This window comes from Pseudomonas sp. B21-031, from assembly GCF_024748985.1.
Classification (GTDB): Bacteria; Pseudomonadota; Gammaproteobacteria; order Pseudomonadales; family Pseudomonadaceae; genus Aquipseudomonas; species Aquipseudomonas kermanshahensis.
On record NZ_CP087181.1, the window covers coordinates 1,282,688 to 1,308,185 of the forward strand.

Annotated in this window: 25 protein-coding genes; 20 read left to right on the forward strand and 5 right to left on the reverse strand. The window is 62.5% G+C overall.

Annotated features, from left to right (window positions below; translation table 11 throughout):
• The first annotated feature begins 1 nt into the window (after position 1).
• The 7 genes from LOY53_RS05800 to ispD all read left to right on the forward strand — a co-directional run bounded on the left by LOY53_RS05800 (position 2) and on the right by ispD (position 7,715).
• Positions 2–949 carry an acetyl-CoA carboxylase carboxyltransferase subunit alpha gene (locus tag LOY53_RS05800; RefSeq protein ID WP_027595806.1) on the forward strand — a complete coding sequence of 316 codons (948 nt, stop codon included), beginning with the start codon at positions 2–4 and terminating at the stop codon, positions 947–949.
• 137 nt (positions 950–1,086) lie between these two features.
• Positions 1,087–2,370: a tRNA lysidine(34) synthetase TilS gene (gene tilS / locus LOY53_RS05805; protein WP_258703709.1), complete on the forward strand. Its 1,284-nt coding sequence runs from the start codon at positions 1,087–1,089 to the stop codon at positions 2,368–2,370.
• Between the two features lie 268 nt (positions 2,371–2,638).
• The gene (locus LOY53_RS05810) at positions 2,639–4,267 is read left to right on the forward strand and encodes a CTP synthase (protein ID WP_099453143.1); all 1,629 of its coding nucleotides are present in this window, start codon (positions 2,639–2,641) and stop codon (positions 4,265–4,267) included.
• A 3-nt stretch (positions 4,268–4,270) separates the two neighbouring features.
• Positions 4,271–5,116, forward strand: coding sequence for a 3-deoxy-8-phosphooctulonate synthase (kdsA, locus tag LOY53_RS05815; protein ID WP_027595809.1), 846 nt, complete (start codon positions 4,271–4,273; stop codon positions 5,114–5,116).
• A 154-nt stretch (positions 5,117–5,270) separates the two neighbouring features.
• The gene (gene eno, locus LOY53_RS05820; protein WP_027595810.1) at positions 5,271–6,560 is read left to right on the forward strand and encodes a phosphopyruvate hydratase; all 1,290 of its coding nucleotides are present in this window, start codon (positions 5,271–5,273) and stop codon (positions 6,558–6,560) included.
• 169 nt (positions 6,561–6,729) lie between these two features.
• Positions 6,730–7,011: a cell division protein FtsB gene (gene ftsB, locus LOY53_RS05825; protein WP_004375443.1), complete on the forward strand. Its 282-nt coding sequence runs from the start codon at positions 6,730–6,732 to the stop codon at positions 7,009–7,011.
• Complete coding sequence (ispD, locus tag LOY53_RS05830; RefSeq protein WP_252826950.1) at positions 7,008–7,715, forward strand: 2-C-methyl-D-erythritol 4-phosphate cytidylyltransferase; 708 nt, start codon at positions 7,008–7,010, stop codon at positions 7,713–7,715. The genes ftsB and ispD overlap by 4 nt, the downstream gene beginning before the upstream one ends.
• A 116-nt stretch (positions 7,716–7,831) precedes the next feature.
• Here ispD and LOY53_RS05835 read toward each other — a convergent pair whose 3' ends face one another.
• Positions 7,832–8,728, reverse strand: a complete 897-nt coding sequence (locus LOY53_RS05835; protein WP_252826951.1) for a LysR substrate-binding domain-containing protein — start codon at positions 8,726–8,728, stop codon at positions 7,832–7,834.
• 107 nt (positions 8,729–8,835) lie between these two features.
• Here LOY53_RS05835 and LOY53_RS05840 point away from each other — a divergent pair, with 107 nt between their 5' ends.
• The 8 genes from LOY53_RS05840 to rpoS all read left to right on the forward strand — a co-directional run bounded on the left by LOY53_RS05840 (position 8,836) and on the right by rpoS (position 15,976).
• On the forward strand, positions 8,836–9,948 hold the full coding sequence (locus tag LOY53_RS05840) for an S-(hydroxymethyl)glutathione dehydrogenase/class III alcohol dehydrogenase (RefSeq protein WP_099453145.1): 1,113 nt from the start codon (positions 8,836–8,838) through the stop codon (positions 9,946–9,948).
• 8 nt (positions 9,949–9,956) lie between these two features.
• Positions 9,957–10,811 (forward strand): S-formylglutathione hydrolase, encoded by an 855-nt coding sequence (fghA, locus tag LOY53_RS05845; protein ID WP_099453146.1) that lies wholly within the window; start codon positions 9,957–9,959, stop codon positions 10,809–10,811.
• Between the two features lie 65 nt (positions 10,812–10,876).
• The gene (ispF, locus tag LOY53_RS05850) at positions 10,877–11,350 is read left to right on the forward strand and encodes a 2-C-methyl-D-erythritol 2,4-cyclodiphosphate synthase (RefSeq protein ID WP_027595815.1); all 474 of its coding nucleotides are present in this window, start codon (positions 10,877–10,879) and stop codon (positions 11,348–11,350) included.
• Positions 11,347–12,405 (forward strand): tRNA pseudouridine(13) synthase TruD, encoded by a 1,059-nt coding sequence (gene truD, locus LOY53_RS05855; RefSeq protein ID WP_252826952.1) that lies wholly within the window; start codon positions 11,347–11,349, stop codon positions 12,403–12,405. Before ispF ends, truD begins: the two co-directional genes overlap by 4 nt.
• The gene (gene surE / locus LOY53_RS05860) at positions 12,393–13,142 is read left to right on the forward strand and encodes a 5'/3'-nucleotidase SurE (RefSeq protein ID WP_099453148.1); all 750 of its coding nucleotides are present in this window, start codon (positions 12,393–12,395) and stop codon (positions 13,140–13,142) included. Before truD ends, surE begins: the two co-directional genes overlap by 13 nt.
• Positions 13,143–13,177: 35 nt before the next feature.
• Entirely contained in the window at positions 13,178–13,816 is a 639-nt protein-coding gene (locus LOY53_RS05865) for a protein-L-isoaspartate(D-aspartate) O-methyltransferase (RefSeq protein WP_252827388.1), read from the forward strand.
• 186 nt (positions 13,817–14,002) lie between these two features.
• Positions 14,003–14,860, forward strand: a complete 858-nt coding sequence (locus LOY53_RS05870) for a peptidoglycan DD-metalloendopeptidase family protein (RefSeq protein ID WP_099453149.1) — start codon at positions 14,003–14,005, stop codon at positions 14,858–14,860.
• 108 nt (positions 14,861–14,968) lie between these two features.
• Positions 14,969–15,976, forward strand: coding sequence for an RNA polymerase sigma factor RpoS (rpoS, locus tag LOY53_RS05875; protein ID WP_027595820.1), 1,008 nt, complete (start codon positions 14,969–14,971; stop codon positions 15,974–15,976).
• 647 nt (positions 15,977–16,623) lie between these two features.
• On the opposite strand, the gene fdxA is transcribed toward rpoS, so the two are convergent.
• Complete coding sequence (gene fdxA / locus LOY53_RS05880) at positions 16,624–16,947, reverse strand: ferredoxin FdxA (RefSeq protein ID WP_027595821.1); 324 nt, start codon at positions 16,945–16,947, stop codon at positions 16,624–16,626.
• A gap of 140 nt (positions 16,948–17,087) precedes the next feature.
• On the reverse strand, positions 17,088–19,661 hold the full coding sequence (gene mutS, locus LOY53_RS05885) for a DNA mismatch repair protein MutS (RefSeq protein WP_258703710.1): 2,574 nt from the start codon (positions 19,659–19,661) through the stop codon (positions 17,088–17,090).
• A 132-nt stretch (positions 19,662–19,793) separates the two neighbouring features.
• Here mutS and LOY53_RS05890 point away from each other — a divergent pair, with 132 nt between their 5' ends.
• The 4 genes from LOY53_RS05890 (at position 19,794) to recX (ending at position 23,115) form a co-directional block, all read left to right on the forward strand.
• Positions 19,794–20,915, forward strand: a complete 1,122-nt coding sequence (locus LOY53_RS05890) for a hypothetical protein (protein WP_252826955.1) — start codon at positions 19,794–19,796, stop codon at positions 20,913–20,915.
• Between the two features lie 54 nt (positions 20,916–20,969).
• Positions 20,970–21,452, forward strand: coding sequence for a CinA family protein (locus LOY53_RS05895; protein WP_252826956.1), 483 nt, complete (start codon positions 20,970–20,972; stop codon positions 21,450–21,452).
• A gap of 103 nt (positions 21,453–21,555) precedes the next feature.
• On the forward strand, positions 21,556–22,623 hold the full coding sequence (gene recA / locus LOY53_RS05900) for a recombinase RecA (protein WP_027595825.1): 1,068 nt from the start codon (positions 21,556–21,558) through the stop codon (positions 22,621–22,623).
• A 21-nt stretch (positions 22,624–22,644) separates the two neighbouring features.
• Positions 22,645–23,115, forward strand: a complete 471-nt coding sequence (recX, locus tag LOY53_RS05905) for a recombination regulator RecX (RefSeq protein ID WP_099453153.1) — start codon at positions 22,645–22,647, stop codon at positions 23,113–23,115.
• 230 nt (positions 23,116–23,345) lie between these two features.
• Here recX and LOY53_RS05910 read toward each other — a convergent pair whose 3' ends face one another.
• Entirely contained in the window at positions 23,346–24,464 is a 1,119-nt protein-coding gene (locus LOY53_RS05910) for an LOG family protein (protein WP_085272753.1), read from the reverse strand.
• Between the two features lie 297 nt (positions 24,465–24,761).
• Here LOY53_RS05910 and LOY53_RS05915 point away from each other — a divergent pair, with 297 nt between their 5' ends.
• Positions 24,762–24,974 (forward strand): hypothetical protein, encoded by a 213-nt coding sequence (locus LOY53_RS05915; RefSeq protein ID WP_252826958.1) that lies wholly within the window; start codon positions 24,762–24,764, stop codon positions 24,972–24,974.
• A 2-nt stretch (positions 24,975–24,976) separates the two neighbouring features.
• Here LOY53_RS05915 and LOY53_RS05920 read toward each other — a convergent pair whose 3' ends face one another.
• Positions 24,977–25,396, reverse strand: coding sequence for a quorum-sensing-regulated virulence factor family protein (locus LOY53_RS05920; RefSeq protein WP_027595829.1), 420 nt, complete (start codon positions 25,394–25,396; stop codon positions 24,977–24,979).
• Between the last annotated feature and the right edge of the window lie 102 nt (positions 25,397–25,498).

A 25,498-nucleotide genomic window follows, 5' to 3' on the forward strand; every position in this document is an offset into this window, starting at 1 on the left:
TATGAACCCGAATTTCCTCGATTTCGAACAGCCGATTGCCGACCTGCAAGCCAAGATCGAAGGCCTGCGCCTGGTGGGTAACGACAACTCGCTGAACATCAGCGATGAAATTGCCCGTCTGCAAGACAAGAGCAATACCCTGACCGAAAGCATCTTCGGCAACCTGACCAGCTGGCAGATCGCCCGCCTGGCGCGTCACCCGCGTCGTCCTTACACCTTGGACTACCTGCAGCACATCTTCACTGAATTCGAAGAGCTGCACGGTGACCGCCATTTCTCCGATGATGCCGCGATCGTGGGCGGTACCGCCCGCCTGGATGGCAAGGCAGTGATGGTCATCGGCCACCAGAAGGGCCGCGAAGTCCGTGAGAAGGTACGCCGCAACTTCGGCATGCCGCGCCCTGAGGGCTACCGTAAGGCGTGCCGCCTGATGGAAATGGCCGAGCGCTTCAAGATGCCGATCCTGACGTTCATCGATACCCCAGGTGCCTACCCAGGTATCGACGCCGAAGAGCGCAACCAGAGCGAGGCGATTGCCTGGAACCTGCGCGTCATGGCGCGCCTGAAGACGCCAATCATCGCCACCGTGATCGGTGAGGGTGGTTCTGGCGGTGCACTGGCCATTGGTGTGTGCGACCAGCTGAACATGCTGCAGTATTCCACCTATTCGGTGATTTCGCCGGAAGGCTGCGCCTCGATCCTGTGGAAGACCGCCGACAAGGCTGCCGATGCCGCCGAGGCCATGGGTATCACGGCCGAACGCCTGAAGAGCCTGAACATCGTCGACAAGGTCATCTCGGAGCCGCTGGGCGGCGCCCACCGCGACCCGGCCGCCATGTCCGAAAGCATCCGTGCCGACCTGGTGCAGCAGCTGGACATGCTGGGCAAGCTCGACAATGACGCGCTGCTGGCACGTCGTTACGAGCGCCTGATGAGCTACGGCCTCTGATGCACCCCGGGGCCGCTTTGCGGCCCATTCGCGGGCAAGCCCGCTCCTACAGATTGCCCGGTCCCCTGTAGGAGCGACCTTGCGTCGCGAAAGGGGTGCAAAGCGCCCCCGGCGATTCCGAACCGAGTGAGGCTTCGATGATCAACCTCACCCCCTGGCTCCAAGCCCCCGCCTGGCACATCGCCTTCTCTGGTGGCCTGGACTCCACCGTCCTGCTGCACCTGCTGGCCGATTACGCCCGCACCCACCCCGCGCCCCCGTTACGCGCCATCCATATCCATCACGGCCTGCAGCCCGCCGCTGACGCGTGGCCAGCTCACTGCGAGCACGTCTGCGCCAACCTCGGCGTCGAACTTCGTGTGATCCACGTCCAGGTTGCCCCCGGCGCCAGTCTCGAACAGGCGGCCCGCGATGCCCGTTATGCGGCATTCACGAAGGTAGTCGGCCCCGGTGAGGTGCTGTTCACCGGCCAGCACCGCGATGACCAGGCCGAAACCCTGCTTTTTCGATTGCTGCGTGGTGCCGGGCTACGTGGCCTGACCGCGATGCCGGCGCAGCGTCCGCTGGGGCAGGGCAGCCTGGCCAGGCCGTTGTTAGCGATTGCCCCCCAGCAGCTGCACGCGTATGCCCAGGCCCAAGGCCTGACCTGGATCGAAGACCCCTCAAACAGCGACACCGCCTTTGCCCGCAACTATTTGCGCGGCGAAGTGTTCCCGGTGCTGCAGCAGCGTTGGCCGCAAGCCAGTCAGAACCTTGCCCGTTGCGCAGAGCACCTGGGCGAAGCGCAGGGTTTGCTGGATGAGGTGGCTCAGGCCGATCTGGTCAAGGCCGAGGAGGGGGCTGCCGCTGCATGGGTGGGGCTGGATTCCCTGGCGCTTGCGGTGCTCGCGGCGTTGTCACCCGCTCGTCAGCGCAATGCCCTGCAATACTGGCTTAGCCATCGCACCCGGCTGCCGGATGCGCGCCATTGGGCTGGCTGGGCCGACCTGCGCGATGCCGCAGCCGACGCCCAGCCGACCTGGCGCTTGGCCGACGGCCGGTTGCTGCGCAGCAACGGCCGTATCTGGTGGCTGAGCGGTGACTGGCTGCTGGCGCCGCAAGGCGAATTCGCCTGGGCAGACTCGGCTTGCGAGCTGGCCTTGCCGGGCAATGGCAGCGTTCGGCTGACTGCGCCCAAACCTCTGGCGGGCCTGACTGTCCGCTATCGCCAGGGCGGTGAAGTGCTTGAACTTGCCGGGCGCGGCCGACGCGACCTCAAACGCCTGCTCAACGAGCTGCAGGTGCCGCCTTTCGTGCGTTCGCGCCTGCCATTGCTGTATCAGGGCGAGCGCTTGGTGGCTGTGGCCAACCTACCGGCACTGGGGCAGGCAGATTGCCAACTGCACTGGCAGTTACCGACGAACGCGCAAGGTTTGAGCTGAAGGGTACATTCCGGTAGACTACCCTCCCTTCTTGATACAACTTCTGTGGGTTCCTCGAAAACACAGCAGTTGCCGATTACCACGCAGTTTTTTGCTGGGCTGATTCTGGAAATGACGAGCGAGCTCCATGCTGGGGATACCCTGGTTTGTACAGACGCGGCAGTTTTTCGAGATGCACTGTGATTGACGCAGGTGATCGGGGGCTTCGGCCTTCCTTCGCTTTCTCCGGCGGCGCTGGCCGCCTTAACGCAGACTTCTAGGGTTTTTCATGACGCGCTACATATTCGTCACGGGCGGTGTTGTTTCTTCATTGGGGAAAGGCATTGCCTCGGCTTCCCTGGCGGCCATCCTGGAAGCGCGGGGACTCAAGGTCACCATGCTCAAGCTGGATCCGTACATCAACGTCGATCCTGGCACCATGAGTCCGTTCCAGCACGGTGAAGTCTTCGTCACCCAGGACGGCGCCGAGACTGACCTTGACCTGGGCCACTACGAGCGGTTCATCCGCACGACCATGACCCAGAACAACAACTTCACCACCGGCCGTATCTACGAGCACGTGCTGCGCAAGGAGCGCCGTGGTGACTACCTGGGCGCGACCATCCAGGTCATCCCGCACATCACCGACGAAATCAAGCGTCGCATCATCAAGGGCGCCGGCGATGCCGACGTGGCCCTGGTTGAAATCGGCGGTACCGTCGGCGACATCGAGTCGCAGCCGTTCCTCGAGGCCATCCGCCAGCTGCGCGTCGAAGTAGGCTCCAAGCGCGCCATGCTGATGCACCTGACCCTGGTCCCGTACATCGCTACCGCAGGCGAAACCAAGACCAAGCCGACCCAGCACTCGGTCAAGGAGCTGCGCTCCATCGGCCTGCAGCCTGACGTGCTGATCTGCCGCTCCGACCACCCGGTCGATGCCTCGTCGCGCCGCAAGATCGCCCTGTTCACCAACGTTGAAGAGCGTGCGGTCATTTCGCTCGAAGACGTCGACACCATCTACAAGATCCCGGGCGTGCTGCATGCCCAGGGCCTGGATGACTTCGTCACCGAGCGCTTCGGCCTGCAGTGCGACAGCGCTGACCTGTCCGAGTGGGACAAGGTCGTCGATGCCAAGCTCAACCCAGAGCACGAAGTGACCATCGCCATGGTCGGCAAGTACATGGAGCTGCTGGATGCGTACAAGTCGCTGATCGAAGCGATGAGCCACGCCGGCATCACCAACCGTACCAAGGTCAACCTGCGCTACATCGATTCTGAAGACATCGAGAACCAAGGCACCAGCCTGCTCGAAGGCGCCGACGCCATTCTGGTACCGGGCGGTTTCGGCCTGCGCGGTGTCGAAGGCAAGATCACTGCGGTGCAATACGCCCGTGAGAACAAAGTGCCTTACCTGGGTATCTGCCTGGGCATGCAAGTTGCCGTGATCGAGTTCGCCCGTAACGTGATGGGCTGGAAAGACGCCAACTCCACCGAGTTCGACCGCAACAGCGGCCACCCGGTTGTCGGCCTGATCACCGAGTGGGCTGATGCCACCGGCGCCGTCGAGACCCGTACCGAAGCTTCCGACTTGGGCGGCACCATGCGCTTGGGCGCGCAGGACTGCCAGATCGTCTCGGGCTCCAAGGTTCACGATTGCTACGGCAAGGACGTGATCACCGAGCGTCACCGCCACCGCTACGAAGTGAACAACAACCTGCTGCCACAACTGGTCGACGCTGGCCTGGTGGTTTCCGGTCGTTCCGAAGACGGCGCGCTGGTTGAAGTGGTCGAGTCCAAGGACCACCCATGGTTCGTCGCTTGCCAGTTCCACCCAGAGTTCACCTCGACCCCGCGTGACGGCCACCCGCTGTTCAGTGGTTTCGTCAAGGCAGCCCTGGCTCAGAAGAACAAGGCCTGATCAATGACCCAGAAGATCATTCGCGTCGGTAACATCGAGATCGCCAACGACAAGCCGTTCGTCCTGTTCGGCGGCATGAACGTCTTGGAATCCCGTGACCTGGCAATGAAGGTCTGCGAAGAGTACGTGCGGGTCACCGAGAAGCTCGGTATCCCGTATGTGTTCAAGGCCAGCTTCGACAAGGCTAACCGTTCGTCGGTGACGTCTTACCGTGGCCCGGGCATGGAAGAGGGGCTGAAGATCTTCGAGGAGATCAAGCGCACCTTCAACGTGCCGGTGATCACCGACGTGCACGAGCCTTACCAGGCCGAGCCGGTGGCCAAGGTCTGCGACATCATCCAGTTGCCGGCCTTCCTGTCGCGTCAGACCGACCTGGTGGTGGCCATGGCCAAGACCGGCGTGGTGATCAACATCAAGAAGGCCCAGTTCCTCGCGCCCCAGGAGATGCAACATATCCTGGCCAAGTGCGAAGAGGCGGGTAACGACCAGTTGATCCTCTGCGAGCGTGGTTCTAGCTTCGGCTACAACAACCTGGTGGTGGACATGCTTGGCTTCGGCATCATGAAGCAGTTCGAATACCCGGTCTTCTTCGACGTGACCCATGCCCTGCAGATGCCGGGCGGTCGCTCGGACTCTGCCGGTGGCCGTCGCGCCCAGGTCACCGACCTGGCCAAGGCTGGCATGAGCCAAGGCCTGGCCGGCCTGTTCCTCGAGGCTCACCCTGATCCGGACAATGCCAAGTGCGATGGCCCTTGCGCCTTGCGCCTGGACAAGCTGGAGCCGTTCCTGACCCAGCTCAAGCAACTGGACGAGCTGGTGAAAAGTTTTCCGACGGTAGAAACCGCGTAAAGCTCATTTCTCGGGTAAAGTACCGCCCGTTCTCTCCCTGACCAAACGGTCAGGGAGTGCTTTCATCAGGCCTGCCTGCTGCATATCCCGCCTGATGAAGTGCAAGGATTTCCTAAGCTGCGTTGTTTTCGTCAATTCTGGAGTGCTTACAACAATGGCAAAAATCGTCGACATCAAAGGTCGTGAAGTTCTCGATTCGCGTGGCAACCCCACCGTGGAAGCCGATGTACTGCTCGACAACGGCATCATCGGCAGTGCTTGCGCGCCGTCCGGTGCTTCCACCGGCTCGCGCGAAGCGCTGGAGCTGCGTGATGGCGACAAGAGCCGTTACCTGGGCAAGGGCGTGCTGAAAGCCGTCGCCAACATCAACGGCCCGATTCGCGACCTGCTGCTGGGCAAGGATCCTTCCGACCAGAAGGCTCTGGACCGCGCCATGATCGACCTGGACGGTACCGAGAACAAAGCCAAGCTGGGCGCCAACGCCATCCTGGCTGTTTCCCTGGCTGCCGCTAAGGCCGCTGCCCAGGACCAGGACCTGCCGCTGTACGCGCACATCGCCAACCTGAACGGCACCCCGGGCCAGTACTCGATGCCGGTTCCGATGATGAACATCATCAACGGCGGCGAGCATGCCGACAATAACGTCGACATCCAGGAGTTCATGGTGCAGCCGGTTGGCGCCAAGACCTTCTCCGATGGCCTGCGCATGGGCACCGAAATCTTCCATCACCTGAAGGCTGTACTGAAGGCTCGCGGCCTGAACACTGCCGTCGGTGACGAAGGTGGCTTTGCGCCGAACCTGGCGTCTAACGAAGACGCGCTGGCCGCCATCGCCGAAGCCGTTGAAAAGGCCGGTTACAAGCTGGGCACCGACGTGACCCTGGCCCTGGACTGCGCAGCTTCCGAGTTCTATGAAGACGGCAAGTACAACCTGTCTGGCGAAGGCAAGTCGTTCGATGCCGAAGGCTTTGCCGAGTACCTGAAAGGCCTGACCGAGCGCTTCCCGATCATCTCGATCGAAGACGGCCTGGACGAGTCCGACTGGGCTGGCTGGAAGATCCTCACCGACAAGATCGGCGAGAAGGTGCAACTGGTCGGTGACGACCTGTTCGTGACCAACACCAAGATCCTCAAGGAAGGCATCGAGAAGGGCATCGGTAACTCGATCCTGATCAAGTTCAACCAGATCGGTTCGCTGACCGAGACCCTGGAAGCCATCCAGATGGCCAAGGCTGCAGGCTACACCGCGGTGATTTCGCACCGTTCCGGTGAAACCGAAGACTCGACCATTGCCGACCTGGCTGTAGGTACCGCTGCTGGCCAGATCAAGACTGGCTCGCTGTGCCGTTCCGACCGCGTCTCCAAGTACAACCAACTGCTGCGCATCGAAGAGCAACTGGGTGCCAAGGCGGTTTACCGTGGTCGTGCCGAGTTTCGCGGTTAAGCAAGAGATGGTAAAAAGACAGCAGCCGGAGCTGTAGGAGCTTTCGTACTGAATTTTCCTACACTTGCAAAGGGTTTCTGTCGACGAAGCCTGGCCTCGGCCAGGCTTCGTGCTATTCGAGGCCCCGAAGTGAACAGTAAGCGGCGGTCTTTTTAACCTGGATACCTTGATGCGCAGTCCCTATTGGTTGTTCCTCGTTCTGCTTCTGCTGTTGGGTGGCCTGCAGTACCGCCTGTGGGTGGGCAATGGCAGCCTGGCGCAAGTGACCGAGCTCAAGCAGCAGATCGCCGAGCAGCACGCCGAAAACGAGCGCCTGCTTGAGCGTAACCGCGTGCTTGACGCAGAAGTCCTGGAGTTGAAGAAAGGTATGGAGACCGTGGAAGAACGGGCTCGTCATGAATTGGGGATGGTCAAAGAGGGTGAAACCCTCTTCCAGTTGCCGCAAAAATGACTGACACATTACCGGCCTTCTGGGCCGTGATTCCTGCTGCGGGCGTGGGTGCCCGCATGGCTGCCGACCGCCCCAAGCAGTACTTGCAACTGGGTGGGCAGACCCTTCTCGAGCATAGCCTCGACTGTTTTCTTGGCCATCCAACGCTCAAGGGCGTGGTGGTCAGCATTGCCGCAGACGACCCTTACTGGCCTGGCCTGCGCTGTGCCAGCGACCCGCGCATCCAGCGCGCGGCGGGCGGTCGCGAGCGTGCCGACTCGGTACTCAACGCGTTGCTGTTGCTGCATGCCCAAGGGGCTTCGGACAGCGACTGGGTACTGGTGCACGATGCTGCGCGGCCGAACCTGGCGCGCAGTGACCTGGACAAGCTGCTGTCGGAGCTGGCAGATGACCCGGTGGGTGGCCTGTTGGCGGTGCCGGCGCGCGATACGTTGAAGCGTGCCGACAGCCATGGCCGGGTGAGCGCTACCGTAGACCGCAGCACCATCTGGCAGGCGTATACGCCGCAGATGTTCCGCCTGGGGGCCTTGCACCGCGCGTTGGCCGAGTGCCTGGTATCGGATGTGGTGGTCACCGACGAGGCTTCGGCCATCGAGTGGTCCGGCCAGGCGCCGCGGCTGATTGAAGGGCGCAGCGATAACATCAAGGTGACCCGGCCGGAAGACCTTGAGTGGTTGCGCCAGCGCTGGGCGGGGCGTCGCTGACACAGTATTTCTGTGCTGGCCTCTTCGCGGGCAAGCCCGCTCCTACAGGGAATTGCGATCTCTTGTAGGAGCGGCCTTGTGCCGCGAAAGGGCCGCAAAGCGGCCCCAGTGCACTATCAAGCCACACGATACTCCGGCAACTCCGCCAACCCTTCCTTCAGATAATCCACCAGCCGCCTTACCTTCGGCGACAGATGCCGCTGCTGCGGGTACAACGCCCACACCGCCGTATTCGGCGGCTGATGCCCCTCCAGCAACGACACCAGTGCCCCCGTGTTCAGGTGCTCCAGCACGTAATAGTCCGGCAACTGGCACAAGCCCATCCCCAGCAACGCGGCGTCGAGCACAGCCTGCCCGCTGTTGCAGCGCCAGTTTCCCTGCACCCGCTGGCTGATCTCGCGGCCATCCTGCTGCAGCGCCCACAAGTCCGAACTGCCAATCAGGCAGTTGTGCCGCGCCAGTTCCGACAGGCTGTGCGGCCGGCCGTAACGCTCCAGATACGCCGGTGAGGCGCACAGGTACATGCGCCGCGGTGCCAGGCGGGCGGCAACCAGCCTGGAGTCGGCAAGCCGGCCGAGGCGAATGGCTAAGTCCATGCCTTCATGCAGCAGGTCCAGCGTGCGGTTGCTCAGTTCCACTTCCACCCTCAGCTGCGGGTACAGCGCCATGAAGCGCGTCACCAGCGGCACGATGAAGCGCTCGCCGTAGGCCACCGCACAGGTCATACGCAGCAGCCCCTTGGGCTCGCTGGCCAGGTCGCCCATCGCCCGCAGGGCTTCTTCACGGCCATCTTGCAGACGCTGGCAATGCTGCAGGAAGGTCTGCCCGGCCTCACTCAAGGTGACACGTCGGGTACTGCGGTACAGCAGGCGCGTCTGCAGGCGTTCTTCCAGGCGGGCGATCTGCCGGCTGATGTGCGAGGACGATACGCCCAGGCGCTCCGCCGCCGCGGTGAACTGGCCAGACTCGGCCACCGCCACGAATTCGTCGATGCCTTCCCACCGGCTACTCATTGATTATCCCTGTGCAGCAATAATGTTTTGTCTTTGCCTGGATTATTCATCAAAAAACCCTGAATTACACTGCGAGACTGAATTGACCCCTTGTCTGGAGACCGTTGATGATCAAGTCCCGTGCTGCCGTAGCCTTCGAAGCCAAGAAACCCCTGGAAATCGTCGAAGTGGACGTGGCCATGCCCAAGGCTGGCGAAGTGCTGCTGCGCGTGGTTGCCAGCGGTGTTTGCCATACCGACGCCTACACCCTGTCCGGCGCTGACCCGGAGGGTATCTTCCCGTCGATCCTTGGCCACGAAGGCGGCGCGATCGTCGAGGCAGTGGGCGAGGGCGTGACCTCGGTGGCCGTGGGTGACCATGTGATCCCGCTGTACACCCCTGAGTGCGGCCAGTGCAAATTCTGCCGTTCGGGCAAGACCAACCTGTGCCAGGCCATCCGCGCCACCCAGGGCAAGGGCCTGATGCCAGACGGCACCACGCGCTTCTCGTATAAAGGCCAGCAGCTGTTCCACTACATGGGCACCTCGACCTTCTCCGAGTACACCGTGCTGCCAGAAATCTCCGTCGCCAAGATTCAAAAGGAAGCCCCGCTGGAGAAGGTCTGCCTACTCGGCTGTGGCGTCACCACCGGTATCGGCGCGGTCATCAACACCGCCAAGGTCAAGCCGGGTGACACCGTGGCCATCTTCGGCCTCGGCGGCATCGGCCTGTCGGCGATCATTGGCGCCGTCAAGGCCAAGGCCTCGCGCATCATCGCCATCGACATCAACCCAGCCAAGTTCGAGATCGCTCGGCAGCTGGGTGCCACCGATTGCATCAACCCGAAAGAATACGACCGCCCGATCCAGGAAGTGATCGTCGACCTCACCGACGGCGGCGTGGACTTCTCCTTCGAGTGCATCGGCAACGTCCAGCTGATGCGTGCGGCCCTGGAATGCTGCCACAAGGGGTGGGGCGAGTCGGTCATCATCGGCGTTGCCGGTGCCGGCCAGGAAATCGCCACCCGTCCGTTCCAGCTGGTCACCGGTCGCGTCTGGCGCGGCTCGGCGTTCGGTGGCGTACGCGGCCGCAGCGAGCTGCCAAGCTATGTCGAAATGGCCGAGAAGGGCGAGATCCCGCTGGACACCTTCATCACCCACACCATGGGCCTGGAAGACATCAACAAGGCCTTCGACCTGATGCATGAAGGCAAGAGCATCCGCAGCGTGATCCACTTCTGAGGTCTGCCATGAGCCTGGACAACATCTCTTGCCAGAAAAGCTTCGGCGGCTGGCACAAGCGGTACCGGCACCCGTCCAAGGTGCTTGGTTGCGACATGGTGTTCGCGGTGTATCTGCCTCCTCAGGCCGAACAGGGGGCCAAGCTGCCGGTGCTGTACTGGCTGAGCGGCCTGACCTGCACCGACGAGAACTTCATGCAGAAGGCCGGCGCCCAGCGCCTGGCCGCCGAGCTTGGTTTGATCATCGTTGCGCCCGACACCAGCCCGCGTGGCGAGCAGGTGCCGGGCGACCCGGATGGCGCCTGGGACTTTGGCCTGGGGGCCGGCTTCTACCTCAATGCCACCCAGCAACCGTGGGCGCAGCACTACCGCATGCATGACTACGTGGTAGAGGAGTTGCCCGCGCTGATCGAGGCGCACTTCCCGGCCTCGGACCAACGCAGCATCAGTGGCCACTCGATGGGCGGGCATGGCGCATTGGTGTGCGCCTTGCGTAACCCGGGGCGCTACCGTTCGATCTCGGCGTTCTCGCCCATCAGTAACCCGATGGACTGCCCGTGGGGTGAAAAGGCCTTCAGCCGCTACCTGGGCGAGGACCGTGCGCGTTGGCGCGAGTGGGATGCCAGCGTGCTGCTGGCCGAGACGCCCGCGGGCAGTTGCCCGCCGTTGCTGGTGGACCAGGGCGACCGCGATGACTTCCTCGAGAAGCAGCTCAAGCCTGAGGCGCTGGAGCAGGCCGCGCGCAAAGGGGGGCATGCACTGACCTTGCGCCTGCAGCCTGGCTATGACCATAGCTACTACTTCATTGCCAGCTTCATCGAAGACCACCTGCGCCATCATGCGGTGGCGCTGGGCCGGGTGTAAGGCGCAGCCCCAATACCGCACAAAGCAGGTAGAATCACGCCCTGACTCAATCAGGGCGTTTTTCTATGCGTATTGGCCACGGCTACGATGTGCACCGTTTCTGCGACGGTGATTTCATTACCCTGGGCGGGGTCCGTATCCCCCACAAACACGGCCTCCTGGCCCACTCCGACGGTGACGTGCTGCTGCACGCCCTGAGCGATGCCTTGCTGGGCGCTGCGGCGCTGGGTGATATCGGCAAACACTTCCCCGACACCGACCCGCAGTTCAAGGGTGCCGACAGCCGTGCCTTGCTGCGTCATGTGGTCGCTATCGTCCAGGCCAAGGGCTGGAAGGTGGGCAATGTCGACGCCACCATCGTTGCCCAGGCGCCGAAAATGGCGCCGCACATCGAGACCATGCGCCAACTGATCGCCGAAGACCTGCAAGCTGAGCTCGACCAGGTCAACGTCAAAGCGACCACCACTGAAAAGCTGGGCTTCACCGGCCGTGAGGAGGGGATTGCCGTGCATGCGGTCGCCCTGTTGCTGCCAGCATGACCGAACTGGAACTGCTGGGCCCGCGTGCATCGGGTGAAGCGCTGGGCACTGCGGTGCTCAAGGCTGTGGCTGAAGACTTCCAGGTCGATGAGGTGTTGGATATCCCGCTGTCGGGCCAGGGTGAGCACCTGTGGCTGTGGGTCGAAAAGCGCGATCTCAACACCGAAGAAGCAGCGCGCCGACTGGCTCGTGCCGCAGGCGTGCCTGCCCGTTCGATCAGCTATGCCGGCCTCAAGGACCGCCAGGCCCTGACCCGTCAGTGGTTCAGCCTGCACCTGCCCGGCAAGGCCGACCCGGACCTGTCGCGTGCCGAGGATGCCAGCCTGCGCGTGCTCAAGCAGGTGCGTCACCAGCGCAAGCTGCAGCGTGGCGCGCATTCGGCCAACGGCTTCACCCTGCGCCTGACGGCCCTGGCGGCTGATCACGCTGCACTGGACACGCGCCTGGAGGCGCTCAAGCAGCACGGCGTGCCGAACTACTTCGGCAGCCAGCGGTTTGGCCATGGCGGCGGCAACGTCCATGACGCGCTCGACTGGGCGGCCCGCAAGGCGCTGCCAGAGCAACGCAATGTGCGTTCGCGTTTGCTTTCGGCAGGGCGCAGCTACCTGTTCAACCAGATTCTCGCCGCCCGTGTTGCCGACGGCAGCTGGGCCCGTGCGCAAGTCGGGGACCTGCTGGCCTTCACCGATAGCCGTAGTTTCTTTCCGGCGACCGAGCAGGAATGTTCCGATCCGCGCTTGGCCATTCTCGACCTGCATCCCACCGGTGCGCTGTGGGGCGAGGGCGAAACCCCCGCCGCAGGCGCCACTGCCGCGTTGGAAAGCGCAGTCGCCGCGCGGCAGCCGGCACTGTGCCATTGGCTAGCCCAGGCGGGCATGGATCACGAACGGCGCATTCTGCGGCTCCCTATTGGCGGCCTGACGTGGCATTATCCCGAGCCTGATATCCTGCAACTGGAATTCGTCCTTCCGGCCGGATGCTTCGCCACCGTGGTGGTGCGCGAAGTCGTGGATCTGGTGCCGGCAGGGCAGACGGACAGCCCATGCGTATTCTGATTTCGAACGACGACGGTGTTACCGCACCTGGCCTCGCCGCGCTGCACGCTGCGCTGGTGGATTATGCCGAGTGCGTGGTAATCGCCCCGGAGCAAGACAAGAGCGGCGCCAGCAGTTCGCTGACGCTGGACCGGCCGCTGCATCCGCAGACCCTGGCCAACGGTTTCATCAGCCTCAATGGCACGCCAACCGATTGCGTGCACCTGGGGCTCAATGGCCTGTTGCCGCAGACCCCGGACATGGTGGTGTCGGGGATCAACCTGGGCGCGAACCTGGGCGACGACGTGCTGTATTCGGGCACCGTCGCCGCTGCGTTGGAAGGCCGCTTCCTTGGCAACACGTCGCTGGCGTTTTCGTTGCTCTCGCGCCAGCCGGACAACCTGCCGACGGCGGCCTACATCGCCCGCCGGCTGGTGGAGGCGCAGTCGCGTCTCGCACTGCCGCCGCGCACCGTGCTCAACGTCAATATCCCCAACCTGCCGCTGGAGCACATCCGCGGCATCCAGCTCACCCGCCTCGGTCACCGGGCGCGGGCGGCGGCGCCGACCAAGGTGGTCAACCCGCGCGGCAAGGAAGGGTACTGGATTGCCGTGGCCGGCGATGCCGAAGACGGTGGCCCGGGCACGGACTTCCACGCGGTGATGCAAGGTTATGTATCGATCACACCGCTGCAGCTTGACCGCACCTTCAACGATGCTTTCGAACAGCTCGACGGTTGGCTGGAGGGCCTGCTCTGATGCGTGAGGACGATATGTTGCGCCGGGGTATCGGCATGACCTCCCAACGGACCCGGGAGCGGCTGATCCAGCGCCTGTGCGAAGAAGGCGTGGCGAACCCCAAGGTGCTCGACGCGATCCGCCGCACCCCGCGCCACCTGTTCGTCGACGAGGCCCTGGCGCATCGCGCCTACGAAGACACGGCGCTGCCTATCGGCCACAACCAGACCATCTCGCAGCCGTTCATGGTTGCGCACATGAGCGAGTTGCTGCTTGAGGCCGGGCCGCTCGACAAGGTGCTGGAGATCGGCACGGGCTCCGGCTACCAGACGGCGATACTTGCCCAACTGGTGGAGCGAGTGTTCTCGGTGGAACGCATCAAGGTGCTGCAGGATCGCGCCAAGGAGCGCCTGGTAGAGCTGAACCTGCGTAACGTGGTGTTCCGCTGGGGCGATGGTTGCGAGGGCTGGCAGGCGCTGGCACCCTACAACGGCATCATCGTCACCGCCGTGGCGCCCGAGGTGCCACAGGCACTGCTCGATCAACTGGCGCCGGGGGGGCGCATGGTGATTCCGGTGGGCTCGGCAGGCGAGACACAGCAGTTGATGCTGATCGTGCGTGAGGAACATGGGTTCTCCCGGCGTGTGCTTGGCGCCGTGCGCTTCGTGCCATTGCTCAATGGCCCGCTGGCCTGAACCACGGAATATTTACGCCAGCGACGAATTCTTGCGCCATTGCCCTGTCTATCTGGCGGGGTGATCTGCTATAGCACGAGTGGCCTTTGCAGCCGTCCACCCAATACAGGTGGGCTCGGTTATAATTGCAACAATATTGCATTTCTTATCGTTATTTCGGTATTCGGCACCATGAGGGGAGCGCGGGTGGGTCACACAGTCATTCGGCAGCGCAAGGATTGGGCGGGTTTCAAGCTTCTGGTGATTGCACTGGCCATGGGCACCTTGCTGGCGGGTTGTTCCAGCACCAGCTCGACAAGCGCACGGGTGGTCGACCGTAACAATGCAGCGCCCAAGCGGCCGACGGTGACCTCCGGTCAGTACATCGTCAAGCCGGGCGATACGTTGTTCTCCATCGCCTTCCGTTACGGCTGGGATTACAAGGAGCTGGCTGCCCGCAATGGCATCCCGGCGCCTTACACCATTCGCCCTGGCCAGCCGATTCGCTTCAGCAGCGGCGCCACGGGTAGCACCACGGTGGTGTCCAACCCTTCGTCCTCGAGCAAAACCACGGTCATTCGTCGCCCCGTTGGTAGCACCGGCACCGCCCCCAGCGGTAGCACCAAGCCGGCTACGACGGCACCGACAACCAGTGCGCCGGTGGTCGCCACCGTGCCGGCCGCAGAGCGCGCGGTAGGCGGTTGGACCTGGCCGGCCAATGGCGTACTAATTGGAAAATTTGCTTCAAACGGTAGTTTGAATAAAGGCATTGATATCGCCGGTGATTTGGGACAGCCTGTTTTTGCTGCGTCTGATGGTGCAGTGGTCTACGCCGGGAGTGGCTTGCGGGGCTACGGCGAGCTGATCATCATCAAGCACAGCGACACCTACGTCAGTGCCTACGGTCACAACCGCAGGCTGTTGGTTCGGGAGGGGCAGCAGGTCAAGGCTGGGCAGTCGATTGCTGAAATGGGGTCCACGGGCACTGATCGGGTGAAGCTGCATTTCGAGATTCGCCGCCAGGGCAAACCCGTCGATCCGCTCCAGTTCCTGCCACGTCGTTGATTGTTGTACCTGGCCTGTTCCTCTGATGTAGAGGGGACAGGCTCCAGCGCTGCCAGGGATACAGGTGCCGCTCGAGTCTGAGTTCGAACTCAGCAAAGGACTATAACAATGGCTCTCAATAAAGAAGCGCCGGAGTTTGACATCGACGATGACGTCCTCCTGATGGAGACGGGCATCGTTTTGGAAACGGATGTGGTGTCAGACGAACCTGCTGTATCTTCGGTTCGGACAAGGGCCAAGACCGGCTCTTCGCTCAAGCAGCACAAGTACATCGATTACACTCGGGCACTTGATGCTACTCAGTTGTACCTCAATGAGATTGGATTCTCGCCTCTGCTGTCGCCAGAAGAGGAAGTGCATTTTGCGCGCCTGTCGCAAAAAGGCGACCCCGCCGGCCGCAAGCGCATGATCGAAAGCAATCTGCGCCTGGTTGTGAAAATTGCCCGTCGTTACGTGAATCGTGGCCTGTCGTTGCTCGACCTGATCGAGGAGGGCAACCTGGGGTTGATTCGTGCGGTCGAGAAATTCGACCCGGAACGTGGTTTCCGTTTCTCGACCTATGCGACCTGGTGGATTCGCCAGACCATCGAACGGGCGATCATGAACCAGACCCGTACCATTCGCCTGCCGATCCATGTGGTCAAGGAGCTCAACGTCTACCTGCGCGCTGCGCGGGAGCTGACCCAGAAGCTCGATCACGAGCCCTCGCCAGAAGAAATCGCCACCCTGTTGGAGAAGCCTGTCGCTGAGGTCAAGCGGATGCTGGGGCTGAATGAGCGGGTGTCTTCGGTGGATGTTTCGCTCGGGCCAGACTCGGACAAGACCCTGCTCGATACCCTTACCGATGACCGCCCGACCGACCCGTGTGAGCTGCTGCAGGACGACGACCTGTCGCAGAGCATCGATCAGTGGCTGGGTGAGCTGACCGACAAGCAGCGTGAAGTGGTGGTGCGCCGCTTTGGCCTGCGCGGGCATGAGAGCAGCACCCTGGAAGATGTTGGTCTGGAGATAGGCCTGACGCGTGAGCGTGTACGGCAGATCCAGGTAGAGGGGCTTAAGCGCTTGCGCGAGATCCTCGAGAAGAATGGCCTGTCCAGCGAGTCGTTGTTCCAGTAACAAGCTGTTCGCCAGCATAAGACGCCCCGATAGCCTCGGGGCGTTTTTGTGTGCGCGGTGCAGCCAGAATAACGGGCCTCCCTGCAAACGCGCCTCCCTAGTAGGAGCAGCCTTGAGCTGCGAAGAGGCCAGTGGCAACAGTGTAAATTCGCGCTGGGATCATCGGCCTCTTCGCAGCACAAGGCTGCTCCTACAGGGGGAATGCACAGGTCAGAAGCCAAATTCGCCATCCAGCATTTGTGTACCGCGCCACCCCAGTAACATCGCGTGTAAGAGATCGCTTACTTGTTTTGTAAGCTATCTATGCAACCAACAGTAAATCATTGTCGTTTTCAGGTCCGGCATAATCCCAACTCACTGAAAATCATGGATTATTTGGATGTGAGGAAAAGTGTCCACGGTAATATCTTGAGAGGTGGCTCGGTTGTCTCGCCCGCTGAAGTCGCTAGTATTCGAACTGTGCACACGGACATGCACAGGCTTTCAGGGAGAAAGCCCAAGGACATCGCAAGAAGCGATTTCATCAGGATGATGTTTGGGACAATCAGGGACTACGGAAAAAAATGTGGGCGGGTCATACCGCCCCTTTTTTTGCCTGCTGAAAATGAAAAAAGGCCCGAATGGGCCTTTTTCGTATCCGCGCGCTATCAGCGCTCCAGATCTGCAATCTTGCCAGTCTTGCCATCCCACTCTTCAGCGTCCGGCAGGGCGTCCTTACGTTCGGTGATGTTCGGCCAGATTTCCGCCAGTTCGGCGTTCAGCTCGATGAAGTTTTCCATGCCCGATGGCACTTCGTCTTCCGAGAAGATGGCTTGCGCTGGGCATTCCGGCTCACACAGTGCGCAGTCGATGCACTCGTCCGGGTGGATGACCAGGAAGTTCGGGCCTTCGTAGAAGCAGTCCACCGGACAGACTTCCACGCAGTCGGTGTATTTGCATTTGATGCAGTTGTCGGTGACGACGAAGGTCATTTCTAGTTCTCTCCTCAGGCGACGGCGGCGGCCCTTCCTCTCGGGGCCGCGCGGTTTACGGGTATGTGGCTGCAGGCCAGGCTAATAACCTGCAGCACCAGCAAACCGCGGCGGATTCTACCAGCTTGTAGTGGGCGCCGTTATAACAGGTTCTTTAGTTGATATAGCATTTCGATAGCTTGGCGCGGGGTCATGTCGTCCAGGTCCAGCTTGCCCAGCTTCTCGATGGCAGGGTGTGGCAGGCTGGCGAACAGATCGCTCTGGTGCGGGACGTGTGGCTCATCCTTGGCCTGCTTGCCCAGTGGCTGCTCGTGCGGCAGGCTCGCGGTTTCCAGGCGGCCCAGGTGCTCGCGGGCGCGCTGAATGACCGGTGTGGGCACGCCGGCCAGTTGTGCCACGGCCAGGCCGTAGCTTTGGCTGGCAGGGCCTGGCAGCACATGGTGCAGGAAGACGATGCGCTCGTTGTGCTCGGTGGCGTTCAGGTGCACGTTGGCCACCAACGGCTCGTTTTCCGGCAGTACAGTGAGCTCGAAGTAGTGCGTGGCGAACAGCGTGTAAGCACGCAACTGGGCCAGGCGCTCGGCGGCGGCCCAGGCCAGCGACAGGCCGTCGAAGGTGCTGGTGCCGCGGCCGACTTCGTCCATCAGCACCAGGCTGCGGTCGGTGGCGTTGTGCAGAATGTTGGCGGTTTCACTCATCTCGACCATGAAGGTCGAGCGCCCACCTGCCAGGTCGTCGCTGGAGCCGATGCGGGTGAAGATGCGGTCGACCAACGACAGCTCGCACTGGGCTGCCGGCACGAAACTGCCGATGTGCGCCATCAGCACGATCAAGGCGGTCTGGCGCATGTAGGTAGATTTACCGCCCATGTTCGGGCCGGTAATGATCAGCATGCGGGTGCTGTTGTCCAGGTTCAGGTCGTTGGCCACGAACGGCGTGGTCAGCACCTGCTCAACCACCGGGTGACGGCCCTGGTCGATGCGCAAGCAGGGCTCGTCGACGAAGCGAGGGCAGTTCAGGTCGAGGTTCAGGGCGCGCTCGGCGAGGTTGCTCAGCACGTCCAGTTCGGCCAGGGCGGCGGCGCTGTCTTGCAGCGGTGCCAGGTGGCTGATCAGGGTTTCGAGCAGGGCATCGTAAAGCATCTTCTCGCGGGCCAGGGCGCGGCTCTTGGCCGACAGTGCCTTGTCCTCGAACGCCTTGAGCTCTGGGGTGATGAAGCGCTCCGCACCCTTGAGGGTCTGGCGGCGAATGTAATCGCCTGGGGCTTGTTCGGCCTGCTTGGTCGGCAGCTCGATGAAGTAGCCATGCACGCGGTTGTAGCCGACTTTGAGGTTGGCCAGGCCGGTACGGGCTTTTTCGCGGGCTTCCAGGTCGATGAGGAACTGGCCAGCGTTCTCGCTGATCGCCAGCAACTCGTCCAGCTCGTTGTCGTAGCCGGCCTTGAGCACGCCGCCGTCACGGATTACCGCGGGGGGGGTGTCGATGATCGCCCGCTCCAGCAGGCTGGCCAGCTCCGGGTAGGTGCCGGTAATGGCGGCCAGGCGCGCCAGGTGCGGGGCCTCCAGCTCGGCCATGGCGTTTTGCAGCTCGGGCAGGGCGCCGAGGGCATCACGCAGGCGTGCGAGGTCGCGTGGGCGGGCATTGCGCAGGCCGATACGGGCGAGGATCCGCTCGATATCGCCAATTTCCTTGAGCTGCGGCTGCAGTTTTTCGAAACGGTAGCCGTCGAGCAGGCAACGGATCGAATCCTGGCGTGCCTGCAGGACCTTGAGATCACGCAGTGGGCGGTTCAGCCAGCGGGTCAGCAAGCGGCTGGCCATGGCGGTCTGGCAGCGGTCGATCACCGACTGCAGGGTGTTGTCGCGCCCGCCCGCCAGGTTGACGTCCAGCTCCAGGTTGCGGCGGCTGGCGCCATCCAGGATGACCGTGTCGTCCAGGCGCTCGTGGCGCAGGCTGCGCAGGTGCGGCAGAGCAGTGCGCTGGGTTTCCTTGGCGTAGGTCAGCAGGCAGCCAGCGGCGCCGATGGCCAGGGTCAGCTTGTCGCAGCCAAAGCCTTTGAGGTCCTTGGTCGCGAATTGCTGGCACAGGGCCTTGCGCGCCGAGTCGCGGTCGAAGTCCCACGGTGCGCGGCGGCGCGCGCCAGGGCGTTTTTCGGCCGGCAGGTCGCGTGGCCAGTCGTCGGGGATCAGCAGTTCGACCGGGTTGAGGCGGTCGAGCTCGGCCAGCAGGTTTTCCCAGCCTTTGATCTCTTGCACGCCGAAGTTGCCACTGGTGATGTCCAGCACCGCCAGGCCAAACAGGCGCTCATCGCCCAGCAGCGCGGCAATCAAGTTGTCGCGGCGCTCGTCGAGCAGTGCTTCGTCGCTGACCGTGCCGGGGGTGATGATGCGCACCACCTGGCGCTCCACCGGGCCCTTGCTGGTTGCCGGGTCGCCAATCTGTTCGCAGATCACCACCGATTCGCCGAGCTTGACCAGTTTGGCCAGGTAGCCTTCCAGCGAATGGAACGGAATGCCGCACATGGGGATGGACTGGCCGGCCGACTGGCCGCGCGCGGTCAGGGTGATATCCAGCAGTTTTGCGGCTTTCTTCGCATCTTCGTAGAAGATCTCGTAGAAATCGCCCATGCGGTAGAACATCAGCTGGTCCGGGTGCTGGTTTTTCAGCTTCCAGTACTGCTGCATCATCGGGGTGTGTGCGGAGAGATCTGACATTCAGGGCCTTACAGCGGGTGATCTGGTTGGCGATGGTAAAACCGGCAATGGTACAGGCTTTTTCATCCAGATGCAGGCGGCCGCAGTGGGGCATGTGCGCGCAGTTCGGCGGGCCATCATGGAGCTTCGCCCTTGACTCCACTAGAATGCGCGGCCTTTTTGAATGCCCCTAGCCGTGACGTAGTGATGAACCTGTCCAGCCGTATCCCTTATGTAAAGCAGCAACTGATCTACCTCCTGTACGGTGATCGGCGGATTTACCAGCTGGAAGCCAAGCTCAGCATCCTCACCGCCCTGGCGCGTTGCAAGCCGGCGGAACTGCCGGTTATTCGCGTGCTGACCGACCAGCCTCAGGCATTCGTCGGCTGGCCGGTAGAGGTGATCGCGCTGGATGACTCGACCCTGCAGGCCTGGACCGGGGAGGGCGGTTACACCCATCGGCGCAAGGCCTGCGCCATTGCGCAGGCTGGGCAGTGGGCAGACAAGACAGTGTTCATCGACACCGACACGGTGTTCCTGCAGTCACCACTGAAGCTGTTTGGCCAAGTGGATGCCGGGCAGTACCTGGTGGACGAGGTCGAGATGAGCTGGGCCGAGGCGTCGCACCGTGAGGACTACCTCGGGCTCAGCGCAGGGCTTGCGCGTGCGGGCAAAGTGCCGAGGGACGACCTGCGGCTGTGCAACAGCGGTGTCCTGGGCTTCACCCGTGAGAATGTGGGCATTGCCGAGCGTGCCATCCAGCGCATTGATGCGTGGACACCTTACGCCCGTGAATTGCACACCATCGAGCAGATCGCCTTTTCGTTCGAGTTGCAGGGCGCGCAGATCAACCAGGCGCGTGGCGTGATCAGCCACTACTTTGCGATGAAGCAGTACATCCACGCCATCCTAGAGATTTTCTTCGCCCGCCACGGCGAGTGCTTTACGCCGAAGATGCCTGGCTTGGCCGTGAAGGTCCCTGCGCAGCGCCCGGTGCCATCCTGGCTCAACCGCCTTTCGGTCAAGTGGAGCCTCACGCGCGTGCCCCCAGAGCTCCGGGGTGTCGGCCGCAAGCTTTTATATGGCAGTGTCATCGGCAGCGACGATTACCAGCGCGCCTGCAAGGTGGTCTGGTGGCGTTCGGCGATCGAGGACATGCGCCATTTGCGTGGTCTGGACTGGACCCAGGGCTGGCCAGCCGGCCTGCCGCGTCTTGGGCGGCGCGACGAGCGTGCGTTCAGCGCCATTGCCCGCGATAGCCTGAAGGTTTCCTGAAGCCGCGCCGGGCATGGGGTGGTAGGGTAGTGCGCAGTCTTCAAGGAGCCTGACATGGACCCGATCACCACACTTGCCGCCCGCCTGGGCGAGCACCTGCGCCGCCTCAATGCCCAGGTGACCACCGCCGAATCCTGCACGGGCGGTGGCATCGCCGAGGCCATTACCCGTATCCCCGGCAGTTCGGCCTGGTTCGAGGCCGGGTACGTGACCTACTCCAATGCCCAGAAGACCCGCCAGCTGGGGGTGCCCGCGGCACTGTTCGGCCAGGTGGGGGCGGTCAGCCAGGAGGTGGTCGAAGCCATGGCCCGAGGGGCGCAGGCGGCCAGCGGCGCGCGCTTTGCGGTGGCGGTGAGCGGTGTGGCCGGGCCGGACGGTGGCTCGCCGGCAAAACCGGTGGGTACCGTGTGGCTGGCCTGGGCCGATGGCAGCCGTGTCTTCAGCGAGCGCCGCCAGTTCGACGGCGACCGTGATGCGGTGCGCCGACAAACGGTGATCGCCGCGTTAGACGGCTTGTTACAGCTTGGTGCCGAGTAAATCGACGACAGGGGTTTGCGCGCGCGCTTCGCTGTGGAATAATACTGGCTACTTATACAGGTATTCCGGCCATCAGGGCCAAGTCGAACACGTGAGGGTTTCAATGGACGACAACAAGAAACGCGCCTTGGCTGCGGCCCTGGGTCAGATCGAACGCCAATTCGGCAAAGGCGCAGTCATGCGCATGGGCGACCACGAGCGCACCGGCATCCCGGCTATCTCCACCGGTTCCCTGGGCCTGGACATCGCCCTCGGCATTGGCGGTCTGCCAAAAGGCCGTATCGTCGAAATCTACGGCCCGGAGTCCTCGGGTAAAACCACGCTGACCCTGTCGGTCATCGCCGAAGCTCAGAAGAACGGCGCCACCTGCGCCTTCGTCGACGCCGAGCATGCCCTTGACCCGGAATACGCCGGCAAGCTGGGCGTCAATGTCGACGACCTGCTGGTGTCGCAGCCAGACACCGGTGAGCAGGCGCTGGAAATCACCGACATGCTGGTGCGCTCCAACGCGGTCGACGTAATCATCGTCGACTCCGTGGCAGCCCTGGTGCCCAAGGCCGAGATCGAAGGCGAGATGGGTGACATGCACGTGGGCCTGCAGGCTCGTCTGATGTCCCAAGCGCTGCGCAAGATCACCGGTAACATCAAGAACGCCAACTGCCTGGTCATCTTCATCAACCAGATCCGTATGAAGATCGGTGTGATGTTTGGCAGCCCGGAAACCACCACCGGCGGTAACGCCCTGAAGTTCTACGCCTCTGTGCGCCTGGACATCCGCCGTACCGGCGCGGTCAAGGAAGGCGACGAAGTGGTCGGCAGCGAAACCCGCGTCAAGATCGTCAAGAACAAGGTCTCGCCGCCGTTCCGTCAGGCCGAGTTCCAGATCCTCTACGGCAAAGGTATCTACCGCAACGGCGAAATCATCGACCTGGGTGTTTCTCAGGGGCTGGTGGAGAAGTCCGGTGCCTGGTACGCCTACCAGGGCAACAAGATCGGCCAAGGCAAAGCCAACGCCGCCAAGTACCTGGCTGAGAACCCGGCCATTGGTGCCGAGATTGAGAAGCAGATCCGCGAGAAGCTGCTCAAAGCCGGTGCTGCCGCCGAAGCGGGCAAGGCTGCCGCTGCCGAAGCCAGTGCTGACGACGTGGCTGATGCCGACGCCGGTTATTGATCACTGTTGTAGATAGCGACTATGTCCGCCGTACTCGACACCCCCGTCGCCATTCGGCGGACTGCCATGGACCTGCTCGCGCGACGTGAGCATGGTCGCGTCGAGCTGACGCGCAAACTGCGTCAGCGAGGCGCTCTGGATGAGATGATCGAGCCTGAGCTCGATCGGCTCGCCGAAGAAGGGCTGCTCAGCGAAGCCCGCTACCTCGAAAGCTTCATCAGGTACCGCTCCAATTCCGGCTATGGCCCTGCGCGTATACGCGAAGAACTGGGCCAGCGTGGCCTGGACCGTGGCGATATCGATCAGGCGTTACGGGAAAGCGGTGTGGATTGGGCGCAGCGTTTGATGGATGTCTGGCAACGCAAGTTTGCCGGGCAACGCCCGCATGACCCCCGCAGCCGTGCCCAGCAAACCCGATTCCTTGCCTACCGGGGGTTCTCCCTGGACATGATCGGCCGCCTGCTCAGTGGTCGGGATCTCGACGACTACTAAAACGGTATAAGAGCCGGCTTCGCCAGTGAACGAGGGCACGCCAGTCCCCACAGGTGCGCCGCTAGACTTGGAGGTTACACAGTTCGGGTGGGAGCAACTGTCTTGCGCAATTTCTAAAAATTGACGCACGTGGGAGCGGGCTTGCCCCGCGAACACCGGCGAAGCCGGTGCCATGCACCGCGTAGCCCCATTCGCGGGACAAGCCCGCTCCCACAAGGTAGCTGTGAGCCTCAACTAACCTTCAACGCCTCCCTGGCCCGCTGAGTCGTGTGCATAGGCTGAGGCTTGGCCCAGTTTTCCGGCAGGTTGATAAAGTCCACCAGTTCGCGCAGACGGCCCTGGTCGCGGCCGTTGAAGGCGAACGACAACCGGGTGAGATGGCTGAAATTACCCACCTCGTGTTCCGCGCCGCTGTCGGCGTGCTGGTGGTATTTGCCGCTCAGGCGCAAATCGGCGAAGCCCTCCTGGATGTCGTACAGCGCCGCCTCGCTGAGCGGGTGATGCATGCGGATCACGAACTGGTTTTTCAGCCAGCGGCTGGAGTGGTAGTTGCTGTAGAACTGGTTGATTTCCTCCACCGCCTCATCGGCGCTGTGCACCAGGCGCACCAGCTTGAGGTCGCTGGGCAGGATGTAGCGGTTTTCTTCGAGCTGGCGGCTGATGAAGTCGAGGCAGTCGCGCCAGAAGGTGCCCCCGGGTGAGTCAAGCAACACCACCGGCACCAGCGGGCTCTTGCCGGTCTGGATCAGCGTGAGCACTTCGAGTGCTTCATCCAGCGTGCCGAAGCCGCCAGGGCAGAGCACCAGCCCATCAGCCTCCTTGACGAAGAACAACTTGCGAATGAAGAAGAAGTGGAACGGTAGCAGTTTGTCGGTGCCGTCCACCGTGGGGTTGGCATGCTGTTCAAACGGCAGGGTGATGTTGAAGCCCAGGCTGTGATCGCTACCGGCCCCTTCATGCGCTGCCGCCATGATGCCGCCGCCAGCCCCCGTGATGACCATCAGGTCGGAGCGTGCCAGGGTGGCGCCCAGTTCACGGGCCAAGGCGTACATTGGGTGTTCCAGCGGGGTTCGGGCCGAGCCGAATACCGTGACCTTGCGACGGCCCTTGTAGCGCTCCAGGGCGCGGAATGAATGATCAAGCTCGCGCAGCGCCTGCAGTGTGATCTTGGCGCTCCAGCGATCCGTGTCGTCGTGGGCCATGCGCAGGATGGTCAGCATCATGTCCCGGTACAGCGGCAGGTTGGGGCTGTTTGGTGCAACCAGTTGCAGCTGTTCGTCAATCTTGCTCAGGTCGATGTTGTTGTCCCTGAAGTGATTGAACAACAGCTCGTTGGGTTGGTAAGGCATTCAACGTCTCCTTCTGCAGCAAAACCTCTGACCGGGTCTGTCCCGGCCGCGACACTGCGTGCGTCGCTGGCTGCTCAGGCTCGAGTGTGTATCTCGAGCGTTGCAGTAGGCCTTCAAGGCCAGGGTGCAGTGGCGAAAATCCATCTGGGCGCTTTTTGGCGCTCTCGCTATCAATCTAGACCGTTGCGCCTGATCGTGCCGAAGTGATGGCGAACGCCGCTCGTCGGCGCGCAGCCTACAGGGGTGAGGGTTTGGTTAACTGGGAAAGCGAATCGTATCGATGCAGGAGGTGGCGGTATGCATCGCTTGACCATCGAAGTGGACCGGCAGCTGTATCAGCAGCTGGAAGATGCAGCTCAGGTGCATCACCTGAGCCTTGAGGCAGAGTGCCGTCGCAGGCTTTCGGGGCTGGAGTGCCAGTCACGCTACCTGCAAGCGCTTCTGGCAGAGTTGCGCGCCGATGCCGAGGAGGAGCAGTGGCGCGCCCCTGATGACCACCCCGTGGTCTAGGTTTACTTCTTCTTGCTGCCAGCGACGCAGCTGGCGGCGTCGAATGCCTGGTCCATAACTGGCTGGTTGGTCTTGTAGACCGTGAAGCGATAGACCATGACGGCGCCCTTGGACATCAGGTTGCGGAAGCCGCTGTTACGGCAGACGCTGTCGCCCAACTGGCTGCGCACTTGCTCGGGGTTGGCCTGCATGCGCTCGGCGTGGCTCTGACGCACGCTCAGGTGGTTGACCAGCGCCTTGCCTTCGACGGTATAACCCTGGTCGAGGATGTCTTCGTTGATGGCGCGCGGCGTGCCGACGCTGCTTTCCGTAGCGACCTTCTGCAGCATCTTGTTCAGGTCGTAGTCCTGTTTGGACGCCGCCTGGGCCGCCAGGGGCAGGGTGAGCAAAAGGCTCAGGGTCGGGACGATAAGACGCAGCATGTATCTCTCCTGGTTCAATGACTGGCGGTTTGACATGCGCCGGCAGGTGGCGTTCCCTGATGCGCGCTTTTGCGCGCGTCAGGCTCGCCAAAGTGTCGATTA

Bases quoted from the DNA above. Each gene is read 5' to 3' on its own strand.
- LOY53_RS05800 (WP_027595806.1), top strand. From the start codon at position 2: ATGAACCCGAATTTCCTCGATTTCGAACAGCCGATTGCCGACCTGCAA.
- tilS (WP_258703709.1), top strand. From the start codon at position 1,087: ATGATCAACCTCACCCCCTGGCTCCAAGCCCCCGCCTGGCACATCGCC.
- LOY53_RS05810 (WP_099453143.1), top strand. From the start codon at position 2,639: ATGACGCGCTACATATTCGTCACGGGCGGTGTTGTTTCTTCATTGGGG.
- kdsA (WP_027595809.1), top strand. From the start codon at position 4,271: ATGACCCAGAAGATCATTCGCGTCGGTAACATCGAGATCGCCAACGAC.
- eno (WP_027595810.1), top strand. From the start codon at position 5,271: ATGGCAAAAATCGTCGACATCAAAGGTCGTGAAGTTCTCGATTCGCGT.
- ftsB (WP_004375443.1), top strand. From the start codon at position 6,730: ATGCGCAGTCCCTATTGGTTGTTCCTCGTTCTGCTTCTGCTGTTGGGT.
- ispD (WP_252826950.1), top strand. From the start codon at position 7,008: ATGACTGACACATTACCGGCCTTCTGGGCCGTGATTCCTGCTGCGGGC.
- LOY53_RS05835 (WP_252826951.1), bottom strand. From the start codon at position 8,728: ATGAGTAGCCGGTGGGAAGGCATCGACGAATTCGTGGCGGTGGCCGAG.
- LOY53_RS05840 (WP_099453145.1), top strand. From the start codon at position 8,836: ATGATCAAGTCCCGTGCTGCCGTAGCCTTCGAAGCCAAGAAACCCCTG.
- fghA (WP_099453146.1), top strand. From the start codon at position 9,957: ATGAGCCTGGACAACATCTCTTGCCAGAAAAGCTTCGGCGGCTGGCAC.
- ispF (WP_027595815.1), top strand. From the start codon at position 10,877: ATGCGTATTGGCCACGGCTACGATGTGCACCGTTTCTGCGACGGTGAT.
- truD (WP_252826952.1), top strand. From the start codon at position 11,347: ATGACCGAACTGGAACTGCTGGGCCCGCGTGCATCGGGTGAAGCGCTG.
- surE (WP_099453148.1), top strand. From the start codon at position 12,393: ATGCGTATTCTGATTTCGAACGACGACGGTGTTACCGCACCTGGCCTC.
- LOY53_RS05865 (WP_252827388.1), top strand. From the start codon at position 13,178: ATGACCTCCCAACGGACCCGGGAGCGGCTGATCCAGCGCCTGTGCGAA.
- rpoS (WP_027595820.1), top strand. From the start codon at position 14,969: ATGGCTCTCAATAAAGAAGCGCCGGAGTTTGACATCGACGATGACGTC.
- fdxA (WP_027595821.1), bottom strand. From the start codon at position 16,947: ATGACCTTCGTCGTCACCGACAACTGCATCAAATGCAAATACACCGAC.
- mutS (WP_258703710.1), bottom strand. From the start codon at position 19,661: ATGTCAGATCTCTCCGCACACACCCCGATGATGCAGCAGTACTGGAAG.
- LOY53_RS05895 (WP_252826956.1), top strand. From the start codon at position 20,970: ATGGACCCGATCACCACACTTGCCGCCCGCCTGGGCGAGCACCTGCGC.
- recA (WP_027595825.1), top strand. From the start codon at position 21,556: ATGGACGACAACAAGAAACGCGCCTTGGCTGCGGCCCTGGGTCAGATC.
- recX (WP_099453153.1), top strand. From the start codon at position 22,645: ATGTCCGCCGTACTCGACACCCCCGTCGCCATTCGGCGGACTGCCATG.
- LOY53_RS05910 (WP_085272753.1), bottom strand. From the start codon at position 24,464: ATGCCTTACCAACCCAACGAGCTGTTGTTCAATCACTTCAGGGACAAC.
- LOY53_RS05915 (WP_252826958.1), top strand. From the start codon at position 24,762: ATGCATCGCTTGACCATCGAAGTGGACCGGCAGCTGTATCAGCAGCTG.
- LOY53_RS05920 (WP_027595829.1), bottom strand. From the start codon at position 25,396: ATGCTGCGTCTTATCGTCCCGACCCTGAGCCTTTTGCTCACCCTGCCC.